The organism is Streptomyces sp. NPDC057543, from assembly GCF_042801895.1.
Lineage (GTDB): Bacteria > Actinomycetota > Actinomycetes > Streptomycetales > Streptomycetaceae > Streptomyces.
This window is the reverse complement of record NZ_JBHVFF010000026.1, coordinates 22,089-45,299: the sequence shown is the minus strand read 5'-3', so window position 1 is coordinate 45,299 and position 23,211 is coordinate 22,089. Positions and strand designations below refer to the sequence as shown.

General features: G+C 68.9%; 18 protein-coding genes and 1 pseudogene. 9 read left to right on the top strand and 10 right to left on the bottom strand.

All coding sequences use genetic code 11. The annotated features are described in order from the left end of the window. Window positions 1-52: 52 nt before the first annotated feature. Window positions 53-2,293: a transglycosylase domain-containing protein gene (locus ACFU8Q_RS07455; protein ID WP_384449135.1), complete on the bottom strand. Its 2,241-nt coding sequence runs from the start codon at window positions 2,291-2,293 to the stop codon at window positions 53-55. Window positions 2,294-2,679: 386 nt separating this feature from the next. Here ACFU8Q_RS07455 and ACFU8Q_RS07450 point away from each other — a divergent pair, with 386 nt between their 5' ends. Next, window positions 2,680-3,030, top strand: coding sequence for a WhiB family transcriptional regulator (locus tag ACFU8Q_RS07450; RefSeq protein WP_187438703.1), 351 nt, complete (start codon window positions 2,680-2,682; stop codon window positions 3,028-3,030). A 14-nt stretch (window positions 3,031-3,044) separates the two neighbouring features. Here ACFU8Q_RS07450 and ACFU8Q_RS07445 read toward each other — a convergent pair whose 3' ends face one another. Both ACFU8Q_RS07445 and ACFU8Q_RS07440 read right to left on the bottom strand, forming a co-directional pair. After that, a complete protein-coding gene (locus ACFU8Q_RS07445) occupies window positions 3,045-4,514 on the bottom strand; it encodes an ArsA family ATPase (protein WP_384449132.1) in 1,470 nt (489 codons plus the stop codon). After that, window positions 4,511-5,503, bottom strand: coding sequence for an ArsA family ATPase (locus ACFU8Q_RS07440; protein ID WP_384449130.1), 993 nt, complete (start codon window positions 5,501-5,503; stop codon window positions 4,511-4,513). Before ACFU8Q_RS07440 ends, ACFU8Q_RS07445 begins: the two co-directional genes overlap by 4 nt. A gap of 71 nt (window positions 5,504-5,574) precedes the next feature. Between ACFU8Q_RS07440 and ACFU8Q_RS07435 the strand changes: the two genes are divergently transcribed. From ACFU8Q_RS07435 to ACFU8Q_RS07420, 4 genes are all read left to right on the top strand, one after another. Continuing rightward, window positions 5,575-5,733 carry a DUF4177 domain-containing protein gene (locus tag ACFU8Q_RS07435; RefSeq protein WP_003967454.1) on the top strand — a complete coding sequence of 53 codons (159 nt, stop codon included), beginning with the start codon at window positions 5,575-5,577 and terminating at the stop codon, window positions 5,731-5,733. Next, a complete protein-coding gene (locus ACFU8Q_RS07430; protein ID WP_384449127.1) occupies window positions 5,733-6,203 on the top strand; it encodes a RidA family protein in 471 nt (156 codons plus the stop codon). Before ACFU8Q_RS07435 ends, ACFU8Q_RS07430 begins: the two co-directional genes overlap by 1 nt. Window positions 6,204-6,429: 226 nt before the next feature. Then, a complete protein-coding gene (locus tag ACFU8Q_RS07425) occupies window positions 6,430-7,374 on the top strand; it encodes an NUDIX hydrolase (RefSeq protein WP_384449124.1) in 945 nt (314 codons plus the stop codon). Beyond that, a complete protein-coding gene (locus ACFU8Q_RS07420) occupies window positions 7,371-8,201 on the top strand; it encodes an MBL fold metallo-hydrolase (RefSeq protein ID WP_384449121.1) in 831 nt (276 codons plus the stop codon). Before ACFU8Q_RS07425 ends, ACFU8Q_RS07420 begins: the two co-directional genes overlap by 4 nt. 130 nt (window positions 8,202-8,331) lie before the next feature. On the opposite strand, the gene ACFU8Q_RS07415 is transcribed toward ACFU8Q_RS07420, so the two are convergent. Further along, on the bottom strand, window positions 8,332-9,006 hold the full coding sequence (locus ACFU8Q_RS07415) for a Crp/Fnr family transcriptional regulator (RefSeq protein ID WP_123460131.1): 675 nt from the start codon (window positions 9,004-9,006) through the stop codon (window positions 8,332-8,334). Between the two features lie 364 nt (window positions 9,007-9,370). Here ACFU8Q_RS07415 and nth point away from each other — a divergent pair, with 364 nt between their 5' ends. From nth to ACFU8Q_RS07400, 3 genes are all read left to right on the top strand, one after another. After that, window positions 9,371-10,192 (top strand): endonuclease III, encoded by an 822-nt coding sequence (gene nth / locus ACFU8Q_RS07410; protein ID WP_384449118.1) that lies wholly within the window; start codon window positions 9,371-9,373, stop codon window positions 10,190-10,192. Window positions 10,193-10,558: 366 nt separating this feature from the next. After that, window positions 10,559-11,185 (top strand): NUDIX hydrolase, encoded by a 627-nt coding sequence (locus ACFU8Q_RS07405; RefSeq protein WP_384449138.1) that lies wholly within the window; start codon window positions 10,559-10,561, stop codon window positions 11,183-11,185. A gap of 89 nt (window positions 11,186-11,274) precedes the next feature. Then, the gene (locus ACFU8Q_RS07400; RefSeq protein ID WP_384449116.1) at window positions 11,275-12,480 is read left to right on the top strand and encodes a MarP family serine protease; all 1,206 of its coding nucleotides are present in this window, start codon (window positions 11,275-11,277) and stop codon (window positions 12,478-12,480) included. 193 nt (window positions 12,481-12,673) lie between these two features. On the opposite strand, the gene ACFU8Q_RS07395 is transcribed toward ACFU8Q_RS07400, so the two are convergent. The 6 genes from ACFU8Q_RS07395 to ACFU8Q_RS07370 all read right to left on the bottom strand — a co-directional run bounded on the left by ACFU8Q_RS07395 (window position 12,674) and on the right by ACFU8Q_RS07370 (window position 21,490). Next, a complete protein-coding gene (locus ACFU8Q_RS07395) occupies window positions 12,674-12,877 on the bottom strand; it encodes a hypothetical protein (RefSeq protein WP_384449113.1) in 204 nt (67 codons plus the stop codon). Between the two features lie 105 nt (window positions 12,878-12,982). After that, the gene (locus ACFU8Q_RS07390) at window positions 12,983-14,125 is read right to left on the bottom strand and encodes an alpha/beta fold hydrolase (protein ID WP_384449110.1); all 1,143 of its coding nucleotides are present in this window, start codon (window positions 14,123-14,125) and stop codon (window positions 12,983-12,985) included. Next, window positions 14,122-14,655 (bottom strand): phage holin family protein, encoded by a 534-nt coding sequence (locus ACFU8Q_RS07385; protein WP_384449107.1) that lies wholly within the window; start codon window positions 14,653-14,655, stop codon window positions 14,122-14,124. The genes ACFU8Q_RS07390 and ACFU8Q_RS07385 overlap by 4 nt, the downstream gene beginning before the upstream one ends. A 47-nt stretch (window positions 14,656-14,702) precedes the next feature. Next, window positions 14,703-16,115 carry a Na+/H+ antiporter NhaA gene (nhaA, locus tag ACFU8Q_RS07380; protein ID WP_384449104.1) on the bottom strand — a complete coding sequence of 471 codons (1,413 nt, stop codon included), beginning with the start codon at window positions 16,113-16,115 and terminating at the stop codon, window positions 14,703-14,705. A 310-nt stretch (window positions 16,116-16,425) separates the two neighbouring features. Beyond that, window positions 16,426-18,420, bottom strand: coding sequence for an acetate--CoA ligase (gene acs, locus ACFU8Q_RS07375; protein WP_384449102.1), 1,995 nt, complete (start codon window positions 18,418-18,420; stop codon window positions 16,426-16,428). Between the two features lie 229 nt (window positions 18,421-18,649). After that, entirely contained in the window at window positions 18,650-21,490 is a 2,841-nt protein-coding gene (locus ACFU8Q_RS07370) for a bifunctional SulP family inorganic anion transporter/carbonic anhydrase (RefSeq protein ID WP_384449099.1), read from the bottom strand. Window positions 21,491-21,954: 464 nt separating this feature from the next. Between ACFU8Q_RS07370 and ACFU8Q_RS07365 the strand changes: the two are divergent. Further along, window positions 21,955-23,118: pseudogene (locus ACFU8Q_RS07365) on the top strand (hypothetical protein). Window positions 23,119-23,211: the final 93 nt, after the last annotated feature.

Below are 23,211 nucleotides of genomic sequence, written 5' to 3'. Positions count from 1 at the left end.
GGGAAGCATCTCGGCCCGGGCGCCCCACCTTCGTGTGCGTGAGCCGTACGGGTCAGGGACCCTGAGTGCCACCGTTGGTCTGGCCGCGGTGGCCACCCGTGTTCCCGCCGATCATGTTCGGCGGGAAGCTGGCGCCGGGGAACGGGTTCTTGTCGCCGGGCTTCTTGCCGGGCTTGCCGGGCTTGGCGCCGCCGGGGCCCGGCCTGCCCCTGTCCCCCTCGTCGTCCTTTTCCGGCTGCGGATCGGGGATGTCGACGGTATTGAAGGAGGGGGCGACCACGCCATCGAGGGCGCCTGTCATCGCGTCCCGCCAGATCGGTCCGGGGACCTGTCCGCCGTAGACCTTGGCCTGGTAGACGCCGCCGATGGTGATGTTCACCATTTCGACTGTCTGGGTCGGACTGCCGACCCAGACAGCGCCGGACATGTTCGGCGTGTAGCCGACGAACCAGGCGTTCTTACGGAAGTCGGTCGTACCGGTCTTGCCCGCGTTGTCGCGGCTGGTGAGGCCCGCCTGCTGACCGGTACCGGAGTCGACCACGCCGCGCAGCAGGGTGTTGATGGTGTCGGCCGTCGTCTCCGTCATCGCCCGCGAGCAGCTGGTCTTCGGTACGGGGAGCGAGGTGCCGTCCGCGGTCCTGACCGACTCGATGGCGACCGGCGTGCAGTACGTGCCGCGGTTGGCGAAAGCGGCGTACGCACCGGCCATCGTCAGTGGAGAGAGCCCCTTCGAGCCGAGTGCGATGGCGGGGGACTGGGGGAGCTTTTCACCGTTGCCCTGGACCACGCCGAGCTTGTCGGTCATCTGTGTCACGGGGCAGAGGCCGATGTCCTCCACCATCTGGATGAAGTAGGTGTTGACTGACTTGGCCATCGCCTCCTTCAGCGCGTACGGACCGCGCTCCGACTCGTTCTCGTTCGGTACCCGCGCGCCGTCCAGGTTCACGTACGGCTTGTCGCAGGTCTGCATCGACGGATAGGGCATCTCGTACGGTGACGAGTAGACCTGGGTGGCGGGCTTCCCCTGCGCTATGGCGGCGGCCGCCACGAACGGCTTGAACGTGGATCCGGTCGGGAAGCCGAAGTTCGAGCCGCCCATGTCCTTGTTGACCGAGTAGTTGTACTGGGTCTCGTTGGGCCCGAAGCCGTACGGCTTGGACTGGCCCATGCCCATGATCTTGCCGGTACCCGGCTGGACCAGTGTCACGGCCGTCGCGACCTTGTCCGACTTGTAGACATGGCTCTTGATCGAGGCCTGCACCGACTGCTGGGACTGCGGGTCGAGCGTCGTCCGTATCGTCAGACCGCCCCGGTTCCAGATCTTGGCCCGGTCCTCCTTGGTCTTGCCGAAGGCCGGATCGGTGAGGAAGACGTTGCGTACGTAGTCACAGAAGAAGCCCGCGCCACTGACGGCGGTGATACAGCCGTTCTTCGGCTTCTTCACCTTCAGCTTGATGGGGGTCGCCATCGCCTTGTCGGCCTCGGCCTGTGTGACGTCACCGACGTCGGCCATCCGCTGGAGCACGGTGTTACGGCGCTTGGTCGCCTCCGCCGGGTCGTTGACCGGGTCGTAGCGGCTCGGCGACTGAACGATGCCGGCCAGCAGCGCGGCCTCCTCCAGCGTCAGGTCCTTCGCCGACTTGGAGAAGTAGCGCTGGGAGGCGGCCTCGACGCCGTACGCCTGCTGCCCGAAGAAGGTGATGTTCAGGTAATTCGTCAGGATCCGCTTCTTGCCGAGCTTCTCCTCGACCTGGATCGCGTACTTCAGCTCCTGGATCTTGCGGCCCAGGGTCTGCTGGGTGGCCTGGGCGACCTTGTCCGGGTCGTCACCGGCCTCCTCGACGAAGACGTTCTTCACGTACTGCTGCGTGAGCGTCGACGCACCCTGCGCGGTCCCGCCCGACTGCACATTGCGGTTCAGCGCCCGCAGGATGCCCTTGAGGTCGACGGCCCCGTGCTTGTAGAAGCGGGCGTCCTCGATCGCGACTATCGCCTTCTGCATGTACGGCGAGATGTCCTTCAGCTCGACCACTGTGCGGTCGCGCGAATACACCGAGGCGATCATTCCGCCTTTGCTGTCCAGGATCGTGGTGCGCTGGCTCAGCGGCGGAGTCTGGAGATTGGCCGGGATCTCGTCGAACCCCTCGACCGTCCCCTTGGTGGCAAGACCCAGTGCTCCGGCGGCCGGCAGTGCGATGCCCGCGAGCACAACTCCGGAAAGTGCGGCGACACCGAGGAACTTGGCGGCCTGCTGGGTCGTCGTGAGACCCCCGCCCGAGCGCTTCTTTGGCATGGGGGCAGCCTACGTTCTCATTCGCCGGACACACGTATATGCCTTGGCCTAAGCTGCTCTCAACTGTCACAGCAGTCCCGTTCCGTATCAACCCCCGCGCGCGATCCGGCCATGTGTTCAGGCGCTCCCGAATTCGCCTCCTGTGTCAGTGAAAGTCCGTTGTGATCCGGGAGAACTGTCCCGATTTTGCGGGGATATTCCCGTATGTCCTCACCTCACTCCCCTGGGTGATCTGCCGCATACGCATAGTCCGTTCGGGCCATCCAAGATTGGGCCCGAAGGGGGTGTTGTGCTGTCGCCGCCTTCCGTAACGTCCTCAACTGGCAGCGGTGAATATGCCGCTACCGCCGTGGGGGAGCCTCGATTCGGGAGAGGACGGCGCCGTGATGGGCTGGGTAACCGACTGGAGTGCGCAGGCAGCCTGCCGCACTACCGATCCGGATGAACTGTTCGTACAAGGGGCAGCGCAGAACAGAGCCAAGGCGGTGTGCACCGGATGCCCGGTGCGGACCGAGTGCCTGGCCGACGCGCTGGACAATCGCGTCGAATTCGGCGTGTGGGGCGGAATGACGGAGCGGGAGCGCCGCGCACTGCTGCGCAGGCGGCCCACCGTCACGTCGTGGCGCCGGCTGTTGGAGACCGCGCGCAGCGAGTACGAGCAGTCCGCGGGCATCCTGCCCGTGGCGATCGGGCTGGACGACGACGAACTGCACGAGAGGTACGCCGCGGTGGGATAGAGGCGGACGGGCGGCTACGCAGCTCCGGCCGGGGCGGAACCGGTCGCGAGCCGGTCTCCGATGGCCCGGAGCCCCGCGAGGTCATGTACGTCACCGGGCAGCGCGGCCACTTCGGTCACGGCTACCTCGGGATGCAGCGCGGTGAAGCGGTCGCGTGTGTGCTGTTCGCGCGCGACTACCTGCATTCGTTCCGCGTGCAGCCGCAACAGGCCTGCGGTCAGCTGCTCGACGGAAGCGGCCTCAGGATCTGTTTCCTGGTCTTCTGCTGGATCTGTATCCGGATCTGTATCCGGGTCTGGTTCGCGGTCTTCGGTGTCCTCGTGCTCGGTCTCGTGCTCGGAACGGTCAGGAAGGGCTGCGGGGGAGGTATTCGAGGTGCCAACGGTTTCGGGAGGCGCGACCGAGCAGTCGGTCGGGTCACCAAGTCCAGCCTTCCCTGACGGCTGATCCACAATGCAGACCCCGTCAAGATTTTCTGCGGCTGCCAGGGCGCGCTCGGCGGAGAGCCGGGCGGCGCCGCTGTCATGGACGCGGTTGAGCACCAGACCGGCCAGCGGCATCTCCTCAGCGGCCAGTCGTTCCACGAAATACGCCGCCTCGCGCAGCGCGTCCCGTTCAGGCGTCGCGACGACGAGGAACGCCGTGCCGGGTGCCTGCAGCAGTTTGTACGTGGCATCGGCCCGGGTGCGGAAGCCGCCGAACATGGTGTCCATCGCCGCCACGAAAGTCTGTACGTCGCGCAGGAATTGACCGCCGAGCAGCTTGCCGAGGGTGCCGGTCATCATCGACATGCCCACGTTGAGGAACTTCATCCCCGCCCGGCCGCCCATCTTTGCCGGGGCCATCAGCAGTTTGATGAACTTTCCGTCCAGGAACGAACCGAGCCGCTTCGGCGCGTCCAGGAAGTCCAGCGCGGAGCGCGACGGCGGGGTGTCCACGATGATCAGGTCCCACTCGTTGCGCGCGCGCAGCTGGCCGAGCTTCTCCATCGCCATGTACTCCTGCGTGCCTGCGAAACCGGCCGACAGGGACTGGTAGAAGGGGTTCTCCAAGATCGCGCGGGCCCGCTCGCCGTCCGCGTGTGCCTCGACGATCTCGTCGAAGGTCCGCTTCATGTCGAGCATCATCGCGTGCAGTTCCCCGGCGCCCTCGCCCGTGATGCCCGGCACCTGGCGCGGGACGTTGTCCAGCGAGTCGATGCCCATGGACTGGGCGAGCCTGCGGGCCGGGTCGATGGTCAGGACAACGACCTTACGACCGCGCTCGGCCGCCCGTACGCCCAGCGCCGCGGCGGTCGTGGTCTTGCCGACTCCGCCCGAACCGCAGCACACGACGATCCGGATGCCGGGGTCGTCGAGCAGCGCGTCGGTGTCCAGCGCGGGTGCGGGGTCGGGGTCGGCTGCTGTGGTCGCGGCGGTGGTTGCGGTAGCGGCCGTGCGCGGGTCCGTGGCGGTGGCTCCGGCCGTGTCCGCGTCCTGTCTCATGTGCCCACCCCTTGTCCCTGTCCCTCCCCGTCGCCCACGCCCTGCTTGCGGAGTTCGGTCGCCAGGTCGTACAGACCTGCCGGGTCCATGCCCTCGCCGATCAGCGGGAGTTCGTATCCCGGCAGCTCCAGGTCCGCGAGCACCGCACGCTGTTCGCGCTCCAGCTCGACCCGCTGGGCATGCTCGGCGGCCTGCTCGACCAGGGGACGCACGAGCCCCGCGGAGCCGGTCACGCCCGCCCGCGTCAGCGCCTTGGCGATCTCCTTGCGGCGGCCGCCGGCGGCGGTGCGCAGCGCATCCTCGTCCAGTAGATGCGGGCGCACCATGTTCACGATGACCCGGCCGACCGGCAGTTCGGCCGCCCGCAGTTCCGCGATGCCGTCCGCGGTCTCCTGGACCGGCATCTCCTCCAGCAGCGTCACCAGATGGACCGCGGTCTCCGGGGACTTCAGCACCCGCATCACGGCCTGCGCCTGATTGTGTATCGGGCCGATCCGGGCCAGCCCCGCCACCTCGTCGTTCACATTGAGGAAGCGGGTGATGCGTCCGGTGGGCGGGGCGTCCATGATCACGTAGTCGTAGACGTACCGGTTCTGCTTGTCCTTGCGGCGTACGGCTTCGCAGGCCTTGCCGGTCAGCAGCACGTCCCGTACGCCGGGCGCGATGGTGGTGGCGAAGTCGATCGCGCCGAGCTTCTTGAGGGCGCGGCCCGCGCTGCCGAGCTTGTAGAACATCTGGAGGTAGTCGAGAAGGGCGCGTTCGGCGTCGATCGCGAGGGCGTACACCTCGCCGCCACCCGGTGCGACGGCGATCTGGCGTTCCTCGTACGGAAGGGACTCCGTCTCGAAGAGCTGGGCGATGCCCTGCCTGCCCTCGACCTCCACGAGGAGGGTGCGCCTGCCCTCGGTCGCGAGGGCGAGCGCGAGGGCGGCGGCGACCGTGGTCTTACCGGTACCACCCTTGCCGCTGACGACCTGGAACCTGCTCACGTATTCGAGCCTAACCAGTCGGGCCGCGGGCTACGCACGAGGCTGTGCGTGCCAGGCATTACAGTCGGGCCATGACCAAGTGGGAATACGCGACCGTGCCCCTTCTCGTGCACGCGACCAAGCAGATTCTGGACACCTGGGGCGAGGACGGCTGGGAGCTGGTCCAGGTCGTTCCCGGCCCGAACAACCCCGAGCAGCTCGTGGCCTACCTGAAGCGGGAGAAGGCGTAGTGGCGGGCGCCGTCGAGGCGAAGCTCGCCGAGCTCGGGCTGACGCTGCCGGACGTCGTACCACCGCTGGCCTCGTACCAGCCGGCCGTGCGGTCGGGGGTGTACGTGTACACCTCCGGTCAGCTGCCGATGGTGGACGGCAAGCTCGCGGTCACCGGCAAGGTCGGTGGAGAGGTCACGGCCGAGGAGGCCAAGGAACTGGCGAAGACCTGCGCGCTCAACGCGCTGGCCGCGGTGAAGTCCGTCGCGGGCGATCTGGACCGGATCGCACGGGTCGTGAAGGTCGTGGGCTTCGTCGCCTCGGCATCCGACTTCACCGGGCAGCCCGCCGTGATCAATGGCGCCAGCGAGCTGCTGGGCGCGGTCCTCGGCGACAAGGGCGTGCACGCGCGCAGCGCGGTGGGCGTCGCGGTGCTGCCGCTGGACGCGCCGGTGGAGGTCGAGGTCCAGGTCGAGCTGGTTGACGCCTGAGCGGTAGGTCCTCTGGTGGGGGCGGCGGGGGCTTGAGGTGCTGGCCGGGGCGGTGCGGCTCGAGCTGCACGTCCGCCGCGGTGCGGTGAGGCTCGAACCGTACGTCCGCCGCCCGATTCTCTGATCCCGTCCGGTCGCGGCGACCGGACGGGATCATGTGTGTACCGGGCATGTACGGATCAACATGCCTCTCGAACATCGGCGCGGTTCCGGATAGCCTCCGGCCATGTCCAATGGTCAGTGGTACCCACCGGAATGGCCCGACCGGATCCGGGCACTCGCCGCGGGCGAGCTGACGGCCGCGACCCCGAGGCGGGCCGCCACCGTGATGCTGCTCCGGGACCCTGCCACGAGCACCGAGGGCGGCCCAGCGGTCCACATGCTGCGCCGCCGCGCCTCCATGGCCTTTGCCGGCGGCGCGTACGCCTACCCGGGTGGCGGAGTCGACCCGCGTGACGACGACCGGCTCGTCGGCTGGGCCGGACCCGCGCTGGAGAGCTGGGCCGTGCGGCTCGGCGTCGATACGCCGGCCGAGGCTCAGGCCATCGTCTGCGCGGCGGTCCGCGAGACGTACGAGGAGGCGGGCGTCCTCCTCGCCGGCCCGACCGCCGACACGGTCGTCAGCGACACCACCGGCGCCGACTGGGATGCCGATCGCGAGGCACTGGTCGCGCGCGAGCTCTCCTTCGCGGAGTTCCTGGACCGGCGGGGCCTGGTGCTGCGATCCGATCTGCTGGGCGCCTGGGCGCGCTGGATCACCCCCGAATTCGAGCCGCGCCGCTACGACACGTGGTTCTTCGTCGCCGCGCTCCCCGAGGGCCAGCGCACCCGCAACGCCTCCACGGAGGCCGACCGCACGGTGTGGATCGGGCCCGGCGAGGCGGCCGACGGCTACGACCGGGGCGAGCTGCTGATGATGCCGCCGACCGTGTCGACGCTGCGGGCGCTCAGACCGTACGGGACAGCCGCCGAGGCCCTGAAGGCGGCGGATTCCCAGGACCTCACCCCGGTACTCGCACAGGCGCGGCTGGAGGGTGACGAGTTGGTGCTGAGCTGGCCGGGACACGACGAGTTCACCAAGCACATCTCGAGCGGCCCTGCTGGTGCCGGTGGTGCCGGTGGTGCCAGTGGTGCCGGTGGTGCGGGTGGTGCGGGAGGTGAAGCGGGATGAGCGACGCGCACGCGCTGCCCGGACAGCCACGCGGCGGAGTCCTGTCCGGGCAGGCCACCACCCGTACCGTCAACGTGCTGGCCCCCAACGCCTCGCCGATGACGCTGGACGGCACCAACACCTGGATCGTCGCCGAGCCCGATTCCGACCTCGCGGTCGTCATCGATCCGGGGCCGCTGGACGACATACATCTGCGGGCCGTCATCGACACCGCCGAGCGGGCGGGCCGCCGGATCGCGCTCACCCTGCTCACCCATGGGCACCCCGACCACGCGGAGGGCGCGGCACGCTTCGGCGAGCTGACCCGAACGAAGGTGCGCGCCCTGGACCCGGCGCTGCGCCTCGGCGACGAGGGGCTGACCGCGGGCGATGTGATCACCACCGGGGGGCTGGAGCTGCGCGTCGTGCCGACCCCGGGGCACACCGCGGACTCGCTCTCCTTCCACCTGCCGGCCGACCGGGCGGTGCTGACAGGGGACACGATCCTCGGGCGCGGCACGACGGTCGTCGCGCATCCGGACGGGCGGCTCGGCGATTACCTGGACTCGCTGCGGAGGCTGCGGTCGCTGACGGTCGACGACGGCGTGCACACGGTGCTGCCGGGACACGGCCCGGTGCTGGATGACGCGCAGGGCGCGGTCGAGTTCTACCTCGCACACCGCGCGCACCGGCTGGCGCAGGTGGAGACGGCGGTCGAGGCGGGGTACCGGACGGCGCCGGAGGTGGTGGCGCAGGTGTACGCGGACGTGGACCGGTCCCTGTGGCCCGCGGCGGAACTTTCAGTGCTGGCGCAGCTGGAGTACCTGGGGGAGCACGGCCTGATCTAGCCAGGACGGATACGCGCAAGGCCCTGCCGCGCGGCGGGGCCGCGTAGCAGGGCCTTGCGTACGGAGACGGCGTCCAGTCGGGCGCTCCGTCCCGCCGGCAGATCGGTCGGCCGACGGGACGGTCGGCCGGCTAGCGGGACCGCTTCGCCAGGCGCTCCACGTCCAGCAGGATCACGGCGCGCGCCTCCAGGCGCAGCCAGCCGCGTCCGGCGAAGTCGGCGAGCGCCTTGTTGACCGTCTCGCGGGATGCGCCGACCAGCTGGGCCAGCTCTTCCTGGGTCAGGTCGTGGACGACATGGATGCCTTCCTCCGACTGGACGCCGAAGCGGCGCGACAGGTCGAGGAGGGCGCGGGCGACACGACCCGGTACGTCCGAGAAGACCAGGTCGGACATCTGATCGTTGGTCTTGCGCAGCCGACGGGCGACGGCGCGCAGCAGGGCCGTGGCCACCTCGGGGCGGACATTCAGCCAGGGCTGGAGGTCGCCGTGACCGAGACCGAGGAGCTTGACCTCGGTCAGCGCGGTCGCGGTCGCGGTGCGCGGTCCCGGGTCGAAGAGCGACAGCTCGCCGATCAGCTCGCCGGGGCCGAGGACCGCCAGCATGTTCTCGCGCCCGTCCGGCGAGGTGCGGTGGAGCTTCACCTTGCCCTCGGTGACCACATAGAGGCGGTCGCCCGGGTCGCCCTCGTGGAAGAGTGCGTCGCCGCGTGCGAGGGTCACCTCACTCATCGAGGCGCGGAGCTCCGCGGCCTGCTCATCATCGAGCGCCGCGAAAAGCGGGGCGCGCCGCAGAACGTCGTCCACGAGTTCTCTCCTTGTCGGCCTGTTCAGGGAACCGTGGTCCCCATCATGCCGGACGGTAAAACAGTGCGATCAATCACAAACCAGTTTGACGCACGGGCGTGCCGAACCGTGCGGCAGGGGGCCGATCGGGGGCGGATACGTGGTGACCGGGGCGGATGTCAGTGCGTGGCTCTAGGCTGGCTGGGTGTCCAAATCGCCGGTGAGAGTGCAGGCCAAGGGGGCTGATGGGGTGTCGGGAGGTCATGATTCCGCTGTGGGCGAACAGAGTGCGAGTCGCCCGAAAAAAGCGACAAAACGCCCTTCGGTCGGGCAGGCTCCGAAGGGCGGAGCGAAGTCCGCGACGTCCGTGAAGCCCGTGGCGTCCGTGAAGCCCGCTAAGTCGGCTGGGTCCGCGAAGCCCGGGGTGAAAGCCGGTGCGAAACCGGAATCGCATCTGGCGATGGTCCGCCGCGCCCGCAGGATCAACCGTGAGCTCGCCGAGCTCTACCCGTACGCCCACCCCGAGCTGGACTTCAGGAACCCCTTCGAGCTCCTCGTCGCCACGGTCCTCTCCGCCCAGACCACCGACCTGAGGGTCAATCAGACCACTCCCGCTCTTTTCGCCGCCTGTCCCACCCCCGAGGACATGGCGGCGGCCGTTCCCGAGGAATTGGAAGAGCTCATCCGCCCGACCGGCTTCTTCCGGGCCAAGGCGAAGTCGCTGATAGGCCTCTCCGTGGCGATCAGGGACAATTTCGGTGGCGAGGTACCGGGACGTCTCGCCGATCTCGTCACGCTGCCGGGGGTCGGCCGCAAGACCGCCAACGTTGTGCTCGGGAATGCCTTCGGCGTACCGGGTATCACCGTCGACACCCATTTCGCGCGTCTGGTCCGCCGCTGGAAGTGGACGGAACAGGAGGCCCCGGAAAAGATCGAGGCCGAGATCGGCGCGATCTTCCCCAAGAGCGAGTGGACGATGCTCTCCCACCGCGTGATCTTCCACGGCCGCCGCATCTGCCACGCCCGCAAGCCCGCTTGCGGGGCCTGCCCGATCGCCCCGCTCTGCCCCGCGTACGGGGAGGGCGAGACGGACCCGGAGAAGGCCAGGAAGCTGCTGAAGTACGAGATGGGCGGCCAGCCCGGTCAGCGGCTGAGTCCGCCGCCGGACTACCCGGGCAAGCCCGCGCCGGCCTTGGGAGCCGACTGACCCACGGGCGTTCGCTCCGGAACGAAATGCGTGACGACAGGCGTTGTGAGACGAGGGGTGCCTATGAAGACGCACGAACAGAGCACGCACGAACAGCACACACACCAACAGAACGCGCACGAGCAAGACGCGCACGAGCAAGACGCGCACGAGCAGGTTGCGGACGAGCAGATCGCGGACGAGCAGATCGCGGAAGCGGCAGTCGCACCCATGGTGGTGCATCCCGTGGCGGTCCACCGCGCGACGGTAGGCCCCGCGTCCTTCAGCCCCGCGGCTGCGGTCGCAGCAGCAGCGGCCGCTGCTCCGGCAGGCGACGGTCACGGCGGTGCCATCACCGTCACGACCGAGGGCCTGCCCGACTGGCTCATGCCCGTGGCCCGCGCCGCGCAGACCATCAAGCCGGACCAGCTCAGCCGCTTTCTGCCGCCCGAGAGCGGCGCCGGGCGGCAGTCCGCCGTACTCGTACTGTTCGGGGAGGGCGAGCGCGGCCCCGAACTGCTCCTCATGGAGCGATCCGGAAGCCTGCGTTCCCACGCTGGGCAGCCGTCCTTCCCCGGCGGCGCCCTGGACCCGGAGGACGGCGACCAGGCGACCACAGGGCCGCTCAGGGCCGCTCTGCGGGAAGCCCAGGAGGAGACCGGCCTCGATCCGCGCGGGGTTCAGCTCTTCGCCGTGCTGCCCCGGCTCTACATCCCCGTGAGCGGCTTCGTCGTGACACCGGTTCTCGGCTGGTGGCGGTCGCCGAGCCCGGTCGGCGTCGTCGATCCGGGTGAGACCGCCCGGGTCTTCACCGTTCCCGTGGCGGATCTCACGGATCCGGCCAACCGCGCGACCACGGTCCATCCGAGCGGCCACCGAGGCCCGGCATTTCTGGTCGAATCCGCTTTGGTCTGGGGTTTCACGGCCGGAGTGATCGACCGGATCCTGCACTTCGCGGGGTGGGAGCGCCCGTGGGACACCGCCAAGCAGGTGCCGCTCGACTGGCGTGCATGACAGGCTGACCCCCGTGCTGTGCTGTCCGGGCCGTGCCCGGACCCAGCCGAAGGCCCGGGCCCGGTGACGAATCTGCGAGGCTATAGACGGTGAACGTGCTGGACATCCTGCTGCTGGCCGGCGCTGTGTGGTTCGCGGTCATCGGTTATCGCCAGGGGTTCGTCGTCGGCATCCTGTCGGTGATCGGGTTCCTGGGCGGCGGTCTCGTCGCCGTCTATCTGCTGCCGGTCCTGTGGGACCAGCTGACGAACGGTTCCGAGGTCTCGTCGACGGCAGCCGTCGTCGCCGTCATCATCGTGATCGTCTGTGCCTCGGTGGGGCAGGCTTTCACCACCCATCTGGGAAACAAGCTCCGCAGATACATCACGTGGTCGCCCGCGCGAGCCCTCGACGCCACCGGCGGCGCCCTGGTCAACGTGGTCGCGATGCTGCTGGTCGCCTGGCTGATCGGCTCGGCACTGGCCGGTACCTCACTGCCGACGCTGGGCAAGGAGGTCCGTAGCTCCTCGGTCCTGCTCGGCATCTCCCGCGTGATGCCCACCCAGGCCTCCACCTGGTTCACGGACTTCTCCTCGGTCCTCGCGCAGAACGGCTTCCCGCAGGTCTTCAGCCCCTTCGCCGACGAGCCGATCACCGAGGTCAGGGCCCCGGACCCGGCGCTGGTCGGCAGCCCTGTCGCGGCCCGCGCCAAGGAGTCCATCGTCAAGGTCGTCGGTACGGCCCCGAGCTGCGGCAAGGTCCTCGAAGGCACCGGCTTCGTCTTCTCCGACCGCCGGGTGATGACCAACGCCCATGTCGTCGGCGGCGTCGACGAGCCGACCGTTCAGATCGGCGGCCAGGGACGGCTGTACGACGCGAAGGTCGTCCTCTACGACTGGCAGCGCGACATCGCCGTACTCGACGTCCCGGACCTCGACGCGAAGCCGCTGAAGTTCACCGACACCGATCACGACGCCCGGACCGGGAACAGCGCCATCGTCGCGGGCTTCCCGGAGAACGGCTCGTACGACGTACGTGCCGCGCGCGTCCGGGGCCGTATCGACGCCGACGGCCCGGACATCTACCACCGGGGCACCGTCCGCCGCGATGTGTACTCGCTCTTCGCGACGGTACGTCAGGGCAACTCGGGCGGACCGCTGCTGACCCCCGACGGCAAGGTGTACGGGGTCGTCTTCGCTAAGTCGCGCGATGACCCGGACACCGGTTACGCGCTGACGGCCGACGAGATCCGCCAGGACATCGCGCACGGCCGCGCCGCCAACCAGCAGGTCGACAGCCAGGCGTGCGCGCTCTAGGCGCGCGCGGTCGCACCGAGCGACCCCACCTGGCACGCGGGTCGCACCGAGCGACCCCACCTGCTCGGTGGGGTCGTTTCAGGTATACGGAGCGTGCGCCGACGATCCACGTGTGCTGACCGGTGGCAGCCGGGGAAGAGCGGTGGAAGTCCCGCCCGGCCGGTGAACGCTCACCGGTCGGCCGGGGCGGATCTCATCCGCGTGGATGGCGCAATCGCGCCGAGACCCAGCGGGCCCGACGGCGCAGAATGCGTGGGATACCGAGCCGGGGATCATGCAGAACATGCATATCTTGCACCCGGCCCTGGGGGCCGCCCCCCTCATGAATGCTCGGACCCGCAGTGGCGGTCGAGCGACGGTTGCGTGCTGCGTCACCGAAGTCGTGCGTCCAGCCCATACCTCGACGTCTGCCCGTGCCTCATGGTCGGTAACCGCCCATCCGCCAGCCAATTGGCTTATGCGCCGGGCAATTGGCTGTTCGTCGGACAACTGTGCCGCACGGCTACCGGTCGGGCTCAGGATCCTTGAGCCAGTTGATGAGTTCGGCCGAGAAACCGGCCGGATCCTCCTCGTGCGGGAAGTGTCCCAGGCCGTCGAAAAGTCGCCAACGGTACGGCGCTTCGACGTACTCGCCGGACCCGGCCGCGCTCCGCGTACGGATCGCCGGATCGAGTGAACCGTGCAGGTGCAGTGTGGGCACCCGCACCGGCCGCTTCATCCGCCGGTTGAACTGGATTCCGTCCGGACGGGCCAGGGAGCGGACCATCCAGCGGTACGGCTCGATCGAGCAGTGCGCCGTCGACGGAATGCACATCGCGCGGCGGTAGACGTCGATCGCCGCGGCGTCGGGGAACTCCGGGGTCCGGGGGCCCGACCAGTCGTGGATCAGCCGGCCCACCAACGACGCGTCGTCCGCGACGAGCTGACGCTCCGGCACCCACGGGCGCTGGAAACCCCAGACGTACGAGCCTGCCCGGGACTGCGCGAAGTCGGAGAGCATCGACGAGCGCCAGCGGCGTGGATGCGGCATCGAGGAGACCACGAGGCGGCGCACCAGCTTCGGCCGCATCACCGCGGCCGTCCAGGCCAGGTAGCCGCCCATGTCATGGCCGACCAGTGCTGCGTCCGGTTCGCCGAGCGAGCGGACGACGCCGGTGATGTCGAGTGCCAGGTTGGCGGGGTCGTAACCCCGGGGCGTACGGTCGCTGCCGCCGACGCCGCGCAGATCCATCGCCACGGCACGGAAACCGGCGTCTGCGAGTGCGGTGAGCTGATGACGCCAGGTCCACCAGAACTGCGGAAAGCCGTGCAGCAGCAGCACCAGCGGCCCCTCGCCGAGCTCGGCGATGTGGAAGCGGGCGCCGTTGGCCGCCACGTCCCGGTGGGTCCACGGCCCGTCGATCCGCACGGCCCCCCCGGCACCGGCCACGCCCGTCGGGCCCGGCGGACCGGCCGCGCCCTTCTGGCCCGCCACGCCTGCCGGGTCGGGTGAACCATGTGACCGGGGCACGCTGAAGCCGTCCGGGCCTACCTGGCTCACCTGGCTTGCCTGATCCACCTGACTTACTCGGCTTGCCTGATCTTCCGGGCCAACTGAGCCTTCCGGGCCTTCTGGGTCGGATGCGCTGGAATCGGGGACCGTCATGTGGACGAGCGTGCCACAGCGGGCGCCTTGTCCTGGACCGGAGACTTCTCCAGAGCCTTGTCCGCCAGCGTGCTGCCCACGACCGCCGGATGGCTCGGCCCCGCCGTGACGGCGGGCCGCGGGTGCGGCTTGACGCCCTGCAGCACGGCCGCCGTCTGCTTGGCCGAAGCGATGGACTTCTCCGGTGGCTTCACCTTCTTGAACTTGGCTTTGGCGAACAGCGCGAGCAGCACGCCCAGCACGATGAAGGCTGCGCCCACGATCAGGAACGACCACGCGAGGCCGAGTCCCAGGTTGTGGATTCCGTACGCCGCCGCGAAGCTCAGCACCGGGATCGCGAACAGAACCAGCACGCCCGCGATGACGAACGCCGCACTCCCGGTGGCGCCGCGCTTGACGTCCTGTCGCATTTCGGCCTTGGCCAGGGCGATCTCGTCGTGCACCAGTGCGGACATCTCGGCCGTCGCCGCGGCGACCAGCTGTCCGAGACTGCGGTCGGTGCTGCCCGCGTTGCTGCCGGGGTCGCTCATCCCTGACTCCCTCTTCTGCTCTCCAGCTCAACACATCTGGTGTCAGATCATGCCGGACTGTCCGGCTTGACGCTCGCTGCCCCCGCCAGTTGGGCAAGGCGACGGTGCTCGGCCGCTTTCTTCTCGTAGATCGCGGCCATCCGCAGGTGGTACTGCGGGTCCTCCTGCTCGTAGACGTCGGGCACGCCGTCCTCGTCCTCGTCGCGCTCCTCTTCCTCGTGCAGCGTCCGGTATTTGCGTACCCGGAGTTTGAGTAGTACGCCGGAGAGCACGGCGGCCGTCAGGGAGCCGAGCAGCACGGCGGCCTTGATCTCATTGATCATGGCCTCGTCACCGACGAAGGCCAGCTCGCCGATGAGCAGGGAGACGGTGAAGCCGATCCCGGCGAGCGAGGCGACCGCGAAGACATCCGCCCAGGCCAGGTCCTTGTTCAGCTCCGCCTTGGTGAAGCGGGTGGCCAGCCACGTACCGCCGAAGATGCCTATCGTCTTGCCGACGACGAGCCCCAGTGCGACACCGAGCGTCTCGGGCCGGGTGAAGACGCCCGCCAGCGCGCCGCCGGAGAGGGAGACCCCGGCGGAGAAGAGGGCGAACAGCGGTACGGCGACACCGGCCGACAGCGGACGGAGCAGGTGCTCGATGTGCTCGCCGGGGGAGTGGGTCTCGCCGTCCCGCCGCGTGCAGCGGAGCATCAGGCCCATGGCGACACCTGCGATCGTGGCGTGGATGCCGCTGTTGTACATCAGACCCCAGATGACCAGGGCGAGCGGTACGTAGATGTACCAGCCGTGCACGTTCCTGCGCAGCAGCAGATAGAAGACGGCGAGGCCGATGAAGGCGCCGACGAGCGCCATGAAGTTGATCTTCTCGGTGAAGAAGACCGCGATGATCAGGATCGCGAAGAGGTCGTCGACGACGGCGAGGGTCAGCAGGAAGGCGCGCAGCGCGTTCGGCAGCGACGTCCCGATGACCGCGAGGACGGCGAGGGCAAAGGCGATGTCGGTGGCGGTGGGGACGGCCCAGCCGCCCGTGGAACCGCCGCCGGTCAGGGCCACGAGGGTGTAGACGACGGCCGGAGCCACCATTCCGCACAGCGCGGCGACGACGGGGAGGGCGGCCGCCTTGGGGTCGCGCAATTCACCCGCGACCAGTTCCCGCTTCAGTTCGACGCCCGCGACGAAGAAGAAGACCGCGAGCAGCCCGTCCGCCGCCCAGTGCTCCACGGAGAGGTTGAGGCCCAGCGAACCGGGACCGAAGTGGAAGTCGCTGACGGCCGCGTAACCGGAACCGAAGGTGTTCGCCCACACGAGGGCCGCTACCGCGGCGACCAGCAGGATGACGCCGCCGACGGTCTCGGTGCGCAGGGCATCCGCGAGGTAGTTCCGCTCAGGGAGGGACAGACGCCCGAGAAAGGTACGGCGGGACGAGGAGGAAGGGGGTGCGGGGGTGGGCGCGGCCACGAGGGGGGACCTCCGGGTCGGTACGGCAGCGATGGCATGGCTGATGCACTTGCCGACCAGACTTCCCGGCACACCCTGTGGAGATTTCTTATTGATTTGTTGATGCGCCTGCCACTGTACCTGGGCTGTGCGGGCCTGTATCCGGTGATCTTCACCTTAAATGTCCGAGGGGCACCCGGCGCGATGCCGGATGCCCCTCGGGGACGTACTCACTGCAAGTCGGTCCCTTGCAGGCGCGCCGGAGGCGGAACCTGCGCCCGGCCTCGGAGGAGCGAGCCTGGTCCAGTCCTCCGAGGAGCGGAACCTGGGCTCAGTCCTCGGAGGAGGAGGGCAGCTGCGTCTGGATGAGCTCCATCACCGAGGAGTCGGTGAGCGTCGTGACGTCGCCCAGCTCGCGGTTCTCGGCGACGTCACGCAGCAGACGACGCATGATCTTGCCCGAGCGGGTCTTCGGCAGCTCGGCAACGGGCAGGATCCGCTTCGGCTTGGCGATCGGGCCGAGCGTCGCACCGACGTGGTTGCGCAGCTCCACGACGAGCTCGTCGGAGGCCGCAGCCGTACCGCGCAGTATCACGAACGCCACGATGGCCTGGCCGGTCGTCTCGTCGGCGGCACCGACCACGGCGGCCTCGGCGACCGACGGATGCGACACGAGCGCCGACTCGACCTCGGTGGTCGAGATGTTGTGCCCGGACACGAGCATCACGTCGTCGACCCGGCCGAGCAGCCAGATGTCGCCGTCCTCGTCCTTCTTGGCGCCGTCGCCCGCGAAGTACTTGCCTTCGAAGCGGGACCAGTAGGTGTCGATGAAACGCTGGTCGTCGCCCCAGATGGTGCGGAGCATCGACGGCCACGGCTCGGTGAGGACGAGGTAGCCGCCCCCGCCGTTCGGAACCTCGTTGGCCTCGTCGTCGACAACCGTGGCGGAGATGCCGGGCAGGGCGCGCTGGGCGCTTCCCGGCTTGGTCTCCGTCACGCCCGGCAGCGGCGCGATCATCATCGCGCCGGTCTCGGTCTGCCACCAGGTGTCCACGATCGGGCACTTGTCGGCGCCGATGTGCTTGCGATACCACATCCACGCCTCGGGGTTGATCGGCTCACCGACCGAACCAAGGACGCGAAGGCTGCTCAGGTCGAACTTGGCGGGGATGTCGTCACCCCACTTCATGAACGTACGGATCGCGGTCGGCGCGGTGTAGAGGATCGTGACGCCGTACTTCTGCACGATCTCCCAGAAGCGTCCCTGGTGCGGGGTGTCGGGCGTGCCCTCGTACATGACCTGCGTCGCGCCGTTGGCCAGCGGGCCGTAGACGATGTACGAGTGGCCGGTCACCCAGCCGATGTCGGCGGTGCACCAGAAGACGTCGGTCTCCGGCTTGAGGTCGAAGACCGCGTGGTGGGTGTACGCGACCTGCGTGAGGTAGCCACCGGAGGTGTGCAGGATGCCCTTCGGCTTTCCCGTGGTGCCGGAGGTGTACAGGACGAAGAGCGGCTGCTCCGCGTCGAACGCCTCGGGGGTGTGCTCGGCGGACTGCCGGCCGGTGATCTCGTGCCACCAGACGTCGCGGCCCTCGGTCCAGGCGGTGTCCTGGCCGGTGCGTCGCACCACCAGGACATGCTCGACGCTGTCGATACGGGAGACGGCCTCGTCCACGGCGGGCTTGAGCGCGGACGGCTTGCCCCGGCGGTAACCACCGTCGCTGGTGATCACGACCTTGGCGTCCGCGTCCTGGATACGGGCGGCGATGGCGTCGGCGGAGAAGCCGCCGAAGACCACCGAGTGCGCGGCGCCGATGCGGGCGCAGGCCAGCATCGCGATGGCGGCCTCGGGGATCATCGGCAGATAGACGGCGACCCGGTCGCCCTTGCCGACGCCGAGCTCGATGAGCGCGTTCGCGGCCCGGGAGACCTCGTTCTTGAGGTCGGCGTAAGTGATCGCGCGGCTGTCGCCGGGCTCGCCCTCGAAGTGGATGGCGACCCGGTCGCCATGGCCGGCCTCGACATGGCGGTCCACGCAGTTGTACGCGACGTTCAGCTTGCCGTCCGCGAACCACTTCGCGAAGGGCGGGTTGCTCCAGTCGAGCGTTTCGGTCGGCTCCGTGGCCCAGGTCAGGCGACGGGCCTGCTCGGCCCAGAAGCCCAGCCGGTCCGCCTCGGCCTGCTCGTACGCCTCCGCTTTGACGTTGGCGTTCGCGGCCAGATCGGCAGGCGGTGCGAACCGCCGCTCCTCACGAAGCAGATTGGCCAAGCTTTCGTTGCTCACGACATCTCCCATTCCCAGGGTGTCCGTTGTGTCCCGGGGCATAGCTCATCAGGCCAAAGGCCGGGTGACAAGTGTCTGCCCGAAATTGGTTTAGACCTGTGTCTCGTGTATGGGCGTGCATGGAGACACAGTCCCGCCTCCCCGTACGGCTGACGCGATGCGACATCGTGCCGGTCGGCGCGGGGGCCGAGCGACACGGTGCGTTGCGGAGTGGCACGGTGTGTTGCGCAGTCGGGACCACAAGGTCTCACGGACCGAGGGCGAATGCGGTTCAGACGCCAGTACGTTCCAACTGGCTCGGACCCGAAGGATCGCCCGGTGCGGAGGGACCTCCCGGGGTGGTGGTGGGTTCGGGGGTGTCGGCGTCGCCGGTGCCGTGTGAGGCGGCCGAGGTGCGGGTGTGGGCGTGGACGTCGGCAAGGGCGTGCGGTTCGACCGGGGCCTCGACTTCGGCCGTCGCCCGGGCCGAAGCGTTGCCGGGTGCGTCGCCCGGGTCCACGCGGTCGAAGACCTCGTCGAGCGCAAGTCCGGCGCTCGCGCCCTCGGTCAGCAGATAGGCCTGCGCTTCGCCCACATGGAAGTACATCCCGAGCAGTTGGAGCGTGCCCTCGGAGAGTCGCCGGGCCACCGATTCATGGGCCCGCAGATGGTCCAACTGCTGGACCACGTTGGTGAGGCAGAGCTGCTCCACCGCATCGGTCGGCAGCCGACCGGAGATCCGTGCCCAGGCGTGATGCCGGGACGCCATCCGTTCCAGGCTCGGCAGCCCGTGTCTCAGCCAGCGCCACAGGGACGTCTGCGGAGTGTCCGGGGCGGGCTCGGCGTCGAGCAGCGCCTGCATCGCACCGCAGCCGGAGTGCCCGCACACGGTGATGGACTCCACCTTCAGCACATCCAGCGCATACTCGATCGCGGCACCCACCGAGTCGTCACCCGAATCGGCATCCGGCGGGGGCACCAGATTGCCGATGTTCCGCACGGTGAACAAGTCGCCCGGGCCACTTGCCGTGATCATGCTGGTGACCAGGCGGGAGTCCGCGCAGGTGATGAAGAGCTGGGAGGGGCGCTGGCCCTCGCGAGCCAGCCGGGCCAACTCCTCGCGCACCAGCGGAGCGGTGTGGCGCTGGAACGAACTCAGGCCACTGGCCAGTCGGTTGCCGCCGGGCCGGCGTGGGGCGGCGGGCGGCGTGGCCGGGGTGTGAGTGGTGTGGGCTCCAGTGTCGGAAGCGGGACCGACACCAGGGGCGGAGCCGTGGGCACCGATGGTGCTGGGAGAGGAGCTCCTGTCCGCGCCCGCGGTGGGGTCCAGGCCGGTGCAGGTGCCGCTGAAGGGGGTGCCGGGGCCATGGTGGGTCTCGGGCGTCTGCGCAGGCCGGTCGTGGCAGTGATGGTTCCGCCACGGCGTCCAGGGGCGGCAACAGGAGTGCGCCGACGAGGCGGGCTCGGCGATCCGGCCGCCTGACCTGCCGGTGAAGACGACCCTGCCGCCGTGGGCCTTCTGGGCAAGGCTCCAGTCCTGGATCGTCTCGTACGCCGCGTGGTCCATGAAGAAGCCGTCCAGCTCGACGACGACATCCCCGCCCTGCGGTAACTGTCCGAGCGTCCGACTGAGCCGAGGCACCGCGAGAAACGTCAACTGGCCCCGTACCACGATCAGATGATGTTCACCCTGATCGGTCACGGTGATCCTGGTCCGGGCCAGCCGGTGCAGTGCCACGGCCACCGCCGCCGCGATGCCGATCACCACACCCTTGAGCACACCGAAGAGGATCACGCCGCTGATCGTCGCCCCGTACACCAGGAATTCCCTATGCTTATGGACGTTGCGGATGTGGGCGAAGCTCACCATTTTGATGCCGACCATCATGACCAGCGCGGCGAGGGCGGCCAGCGGGATCCATTCCAGGACGGTGACCAGCAGCCCGGTGGCGAGAACCATCCAGACACCGTGCAGCACGGTGGAGGCGCGGCCCGTCGCCCCTGCCCGCACATTCGCCGAGCTGCGCACCGCACCGCCGGACACCGCGAGCCCGCCCACCAGCCCGGACAGGGTGTTGGCGATGCCCTGGGCGCGCAGCTCACGGTCGAGATCGGAACGTCTGACAGGCGGGAATGGCGGGGCCGGTGGGGCCGTGAGGGGTGGCGCCGACGCCGGTACCGATACCGACGCGGACGCCGAAGGAGGGCCGGCCTGTGAGCGGGCGGCCGTTCGCCCGCCGGCACGGTCGGCCGACAGCTTGTCCACGGCCACCGCGGCGAGCAGCGACTCCAGACTGGCTACCAGCATCACAGTGAACACAGCGGTGGCCAGGGCGAGTACGGGGCCTTGCGGCATCTCCGGCAGTGCGTGGGAGCGCCAGGACGGCAGGTCGACGCGGGCGATCCCGGGCGCGACCGACGCGGCCACCGCCGTCGCGGTCACCACTGCGACGAGGGCGGCCGGGATCCGCCGTACCACCCGGCCGATATGCCCAGGAATCCGCGGCCACAGGACCAGAACGGCGATGGTCAGCAGACCGATCAGGGGTGCGGCCGGGCTCACCCGCCCCAACTGGTCGGGAAGGGCCAGAGTGTTGGCGACTGCGGAACTCTGGGGCGAGCCACCGAGCACGATGTGCAGCTGGGCGAGCGCGATGGCCACGCCGATTCCGGCTAGGGTGCCGTGCACGATGGCGGGGCTGACGGCGAGGGCGCTGCGCGCTGCCCGCAGTGAGCCCAACAGAATCTGCAGCAGTCCGGCGCCGATGGTGATCGCGCAGGTGGTACGCCAGCCGTAGATCTGGATCAACTCGGCTGTGACCACGGTCAGTCCGGCGGACGGGCCGCTGACCTGGAGGGGTGTGCCGCCGAGCAGGCCGGCGACGATGCCGCCGATGGCGGCGGAGATGAGGCCGGCCTCCAGCGGGGCGTCCATGGCGACGGCGAGGCCGAGCGACATGGGGACGGCGAGCAGGAAGACCGTGATCGAGGCGGAAAGGTCGGCGCCCGTGATGCGGAATCGTCCGCCGCGACGCGGCGGTGGCGGACTGTGTGGTCGTTTGATCCCCCAGGCGCGGGGTGGGCGCGAATTGCGGGGTGGGCGGTCATGACGAGTAGGTACGCAGGCAAGCATGTTCCCGTCTCCTCCGGGGCAGCGTGGTCGCGGAACGTGAGGGACGCGGCCGTGGGTCACGGCCTGCAGTGGCGAGATTTCTCAACGCTCAGTAAACAGATCGTAATGGAGGGTAAAGATTTGCGTCCATACTTGAGGTCAAATGACCCGGTCGATCACCCATTCAAGCGAATAGAGAGCTTTTCATACGGACTATTGCGCTGATTCCGGTAAAGCCGCATGCGACTTTGGCCGCGCCGTGTCGGCGCCTCGACGCGCATTCGCTGCAAAGGGTGGGCGGATGCTGGCTGCCGCGAAGAGGACCGCTGCCGGACGGGTCGCCCTGGGGTGTCGTGGCTGTTGCGCTGGTCGCGGTGGCCGGCTGCTCGTCCGGTTCGGAATCCAGGATCGGAGCCGCCGGTCCAGGCGTCGCGAACCGGGACGCCGGAGCGAAGAAGCGCGCTCATCGAGCCGCGCCCAAGAGCGTGTTCCGGCTCATCGGTGACGGCTCCACCGTCTTCACGGGCAGCCGGTCGAAGCAACCCATGGCACAGCGTTTGGTGCCTGGGCAAAAGCCCTCGCAGTTCGTGGTGTTCTCGTGGGACGGCCCAGGGGAGGACAGTCAGAAGCTGTTCTTGCACTTCCGTGAGGTCGGGAGGAGGTACCACGCGAACATGACGAACTTCCTCAGTGGCGCGTACATGCCACCGAAAGCCAAGCGGGAACTCTACGACCCGCCGAAGTGCAACGCCGGCAGCTCCGGCATCGGCTTCAACGGCACCGAGGGAATCCGGAACACCATCACCCAAGGTGCGCGGCGCCTGGGAGGACGGCGACGAGATCGGCACCCACTTCAATGGCCACTTCTGCGGCCCCGAGGGCGGCATCGGCACCTGGTCCGTCGACCAGTGGAAGAGCGAGATCGACCAGGCCAAGTCCATTGTGAAGAGCTGGAAGAGCAACGACCTCGGCCTCAAGGGCGAGAAGTCGCTTCCGTTTGACTGTCACAAGGAGCTCATCGACGGCCGTGGGGCAGAAGAATATGGTCGCCGCAGCGCGGACTATGGACTTCCGTTACGACTCCAGCGGGGCCACAACCAGGTCCGGCCGAAGAATAAGGACGGTCTCTGGCACCTCTCGATGCAGCGCGTTCCGGTCCCGGGGCGGAAGTTCGAGACCTTCTCGATGGACTGCAACTTCATGTTCGGCCAGTCCGGTACGACACAGCGCGACCGAGCCGGCACGAGTACTGGGGCAACCAGATGCGCGACGGCCTGATCCAGGCCTTCGACCGTACGTACGGCGGGAACAGCGCCCGGCTGATCACCGGAAACCACGTCGAGTCCTGGAACGGCAGCACGTACCTGCGCGCCGTCGAGGAGACGATCGCGACGTTCTGCACCAAGAAGGGCGCGCGCTGCGTGTCCTTCCGGCAACTGGCCGATTGGCTCGACGTGCAGGACCCGGCAACGCTGGCGAAGCTCGGCACGCTCGACGTCGGCCAGGCCCTGGTGAAGTGCTGGGCGGAGTTCCTCGGCGGAGCCGGAGACACGGCGGCGGAAGCGAGCCGGACATTGGGGACCGGCAAGGCTCATGCCGGATCCGGCTCAGATCAGCGCGGTCGTCGGCTCAGCGACAGCTCCCGGTGACGGTGCTCGGTGGCCGCGCACGGCCACCGAGCTGAGCTTCCTCCGGCTGAGGACCGGTGCTGCTGTGAACCGGCGCCTGAGGGAGCAACGACG

Coding starts and splice junctions, on each gene's coding strand:
- ACFU8Q_RS07455 (WP_384449135.1), bottom strand. CDS start 2,293: ATGCCAAAGAAGCGCTCGGGCGGGGGTCTCACGACGACCCAGCAGGCC.
- ACFU8Q_RS07450 (WP_187438703.1), top strand. CDS start 2,680: ATGGGCTGGGTAACCGACTGGAGTGCGCAGGCAGCCTGCCGCACTACC.
- ACFU8Q_RS07445 (WP_384449132.1), bottom strand. CDS start 4,514: ATGAGACAGGACGCGGACACGGCCGGAGCCACCGCCACGGACCCGCGC.
- ACFU8Q_RS07435 (WP_003967454.1), top strand. CDS start 5,575: ATGACCAAGTGGGAATACGCGACCGTGCCCCTTCTCGTGCACGCGACC.
- ACFU8Q_RS07425 (WP_384449124.1), top strand. CDS start 6,430: ATGTCCAATGGTCAGTGGTACCCACCGGAATGGCCCGACCGGATCCGG.
- ACFU8Q_RS07420 (WP_384449121.1), top strand. CDS start 7,371: ATGAGCGACGCGCACGCGCTGCCCGGACAGCCACGCGGCGGAGTCCTG.
- ACFU8Q_RS07405 (WP_384449138.1), top strand. CDS start 10,559: ATGCCCGTGGCCCGCGCCGCGCAGACCATCAAGCCGGACCAGCTCAGC.
- ACFU8Q_RS07395 (WP_384449113.1), bottom strand. CDS start 12,877: ATGGGCTGGACGCACGACTTCGGTGACGCAGCACGCAACCGTCGCTCG.
- ACFU8Q_RS07390 (WP_384449110.1), bottom strand. CDS start 14,125: ATGACGGTCCCCGATTCCAGCGCATCCGACCCAGAAGGCCCGGAAGGC.
- ACFU8Q_RS07385 (WP_384449107.1), bottom strand. CDS start 14,655: ATGAGCGACCCCGGCAGCAACGCGGGCAGCACCGACCGCAGTCTCGGA.
- acs (WP_384449102.1), bottom strand. CDS start 18,420: ATGCCCCGGGACACAACGGACACCCTGGGAATGGGAGATGTCGTGAGC.
- ACFU8Q_RS07370 (WP_384449099.1), bottom strand. CDS start 21,490: ATGCTTGCCTGCGTACCTACTCGTCATGACCGCCCACCCCGCAATTCG.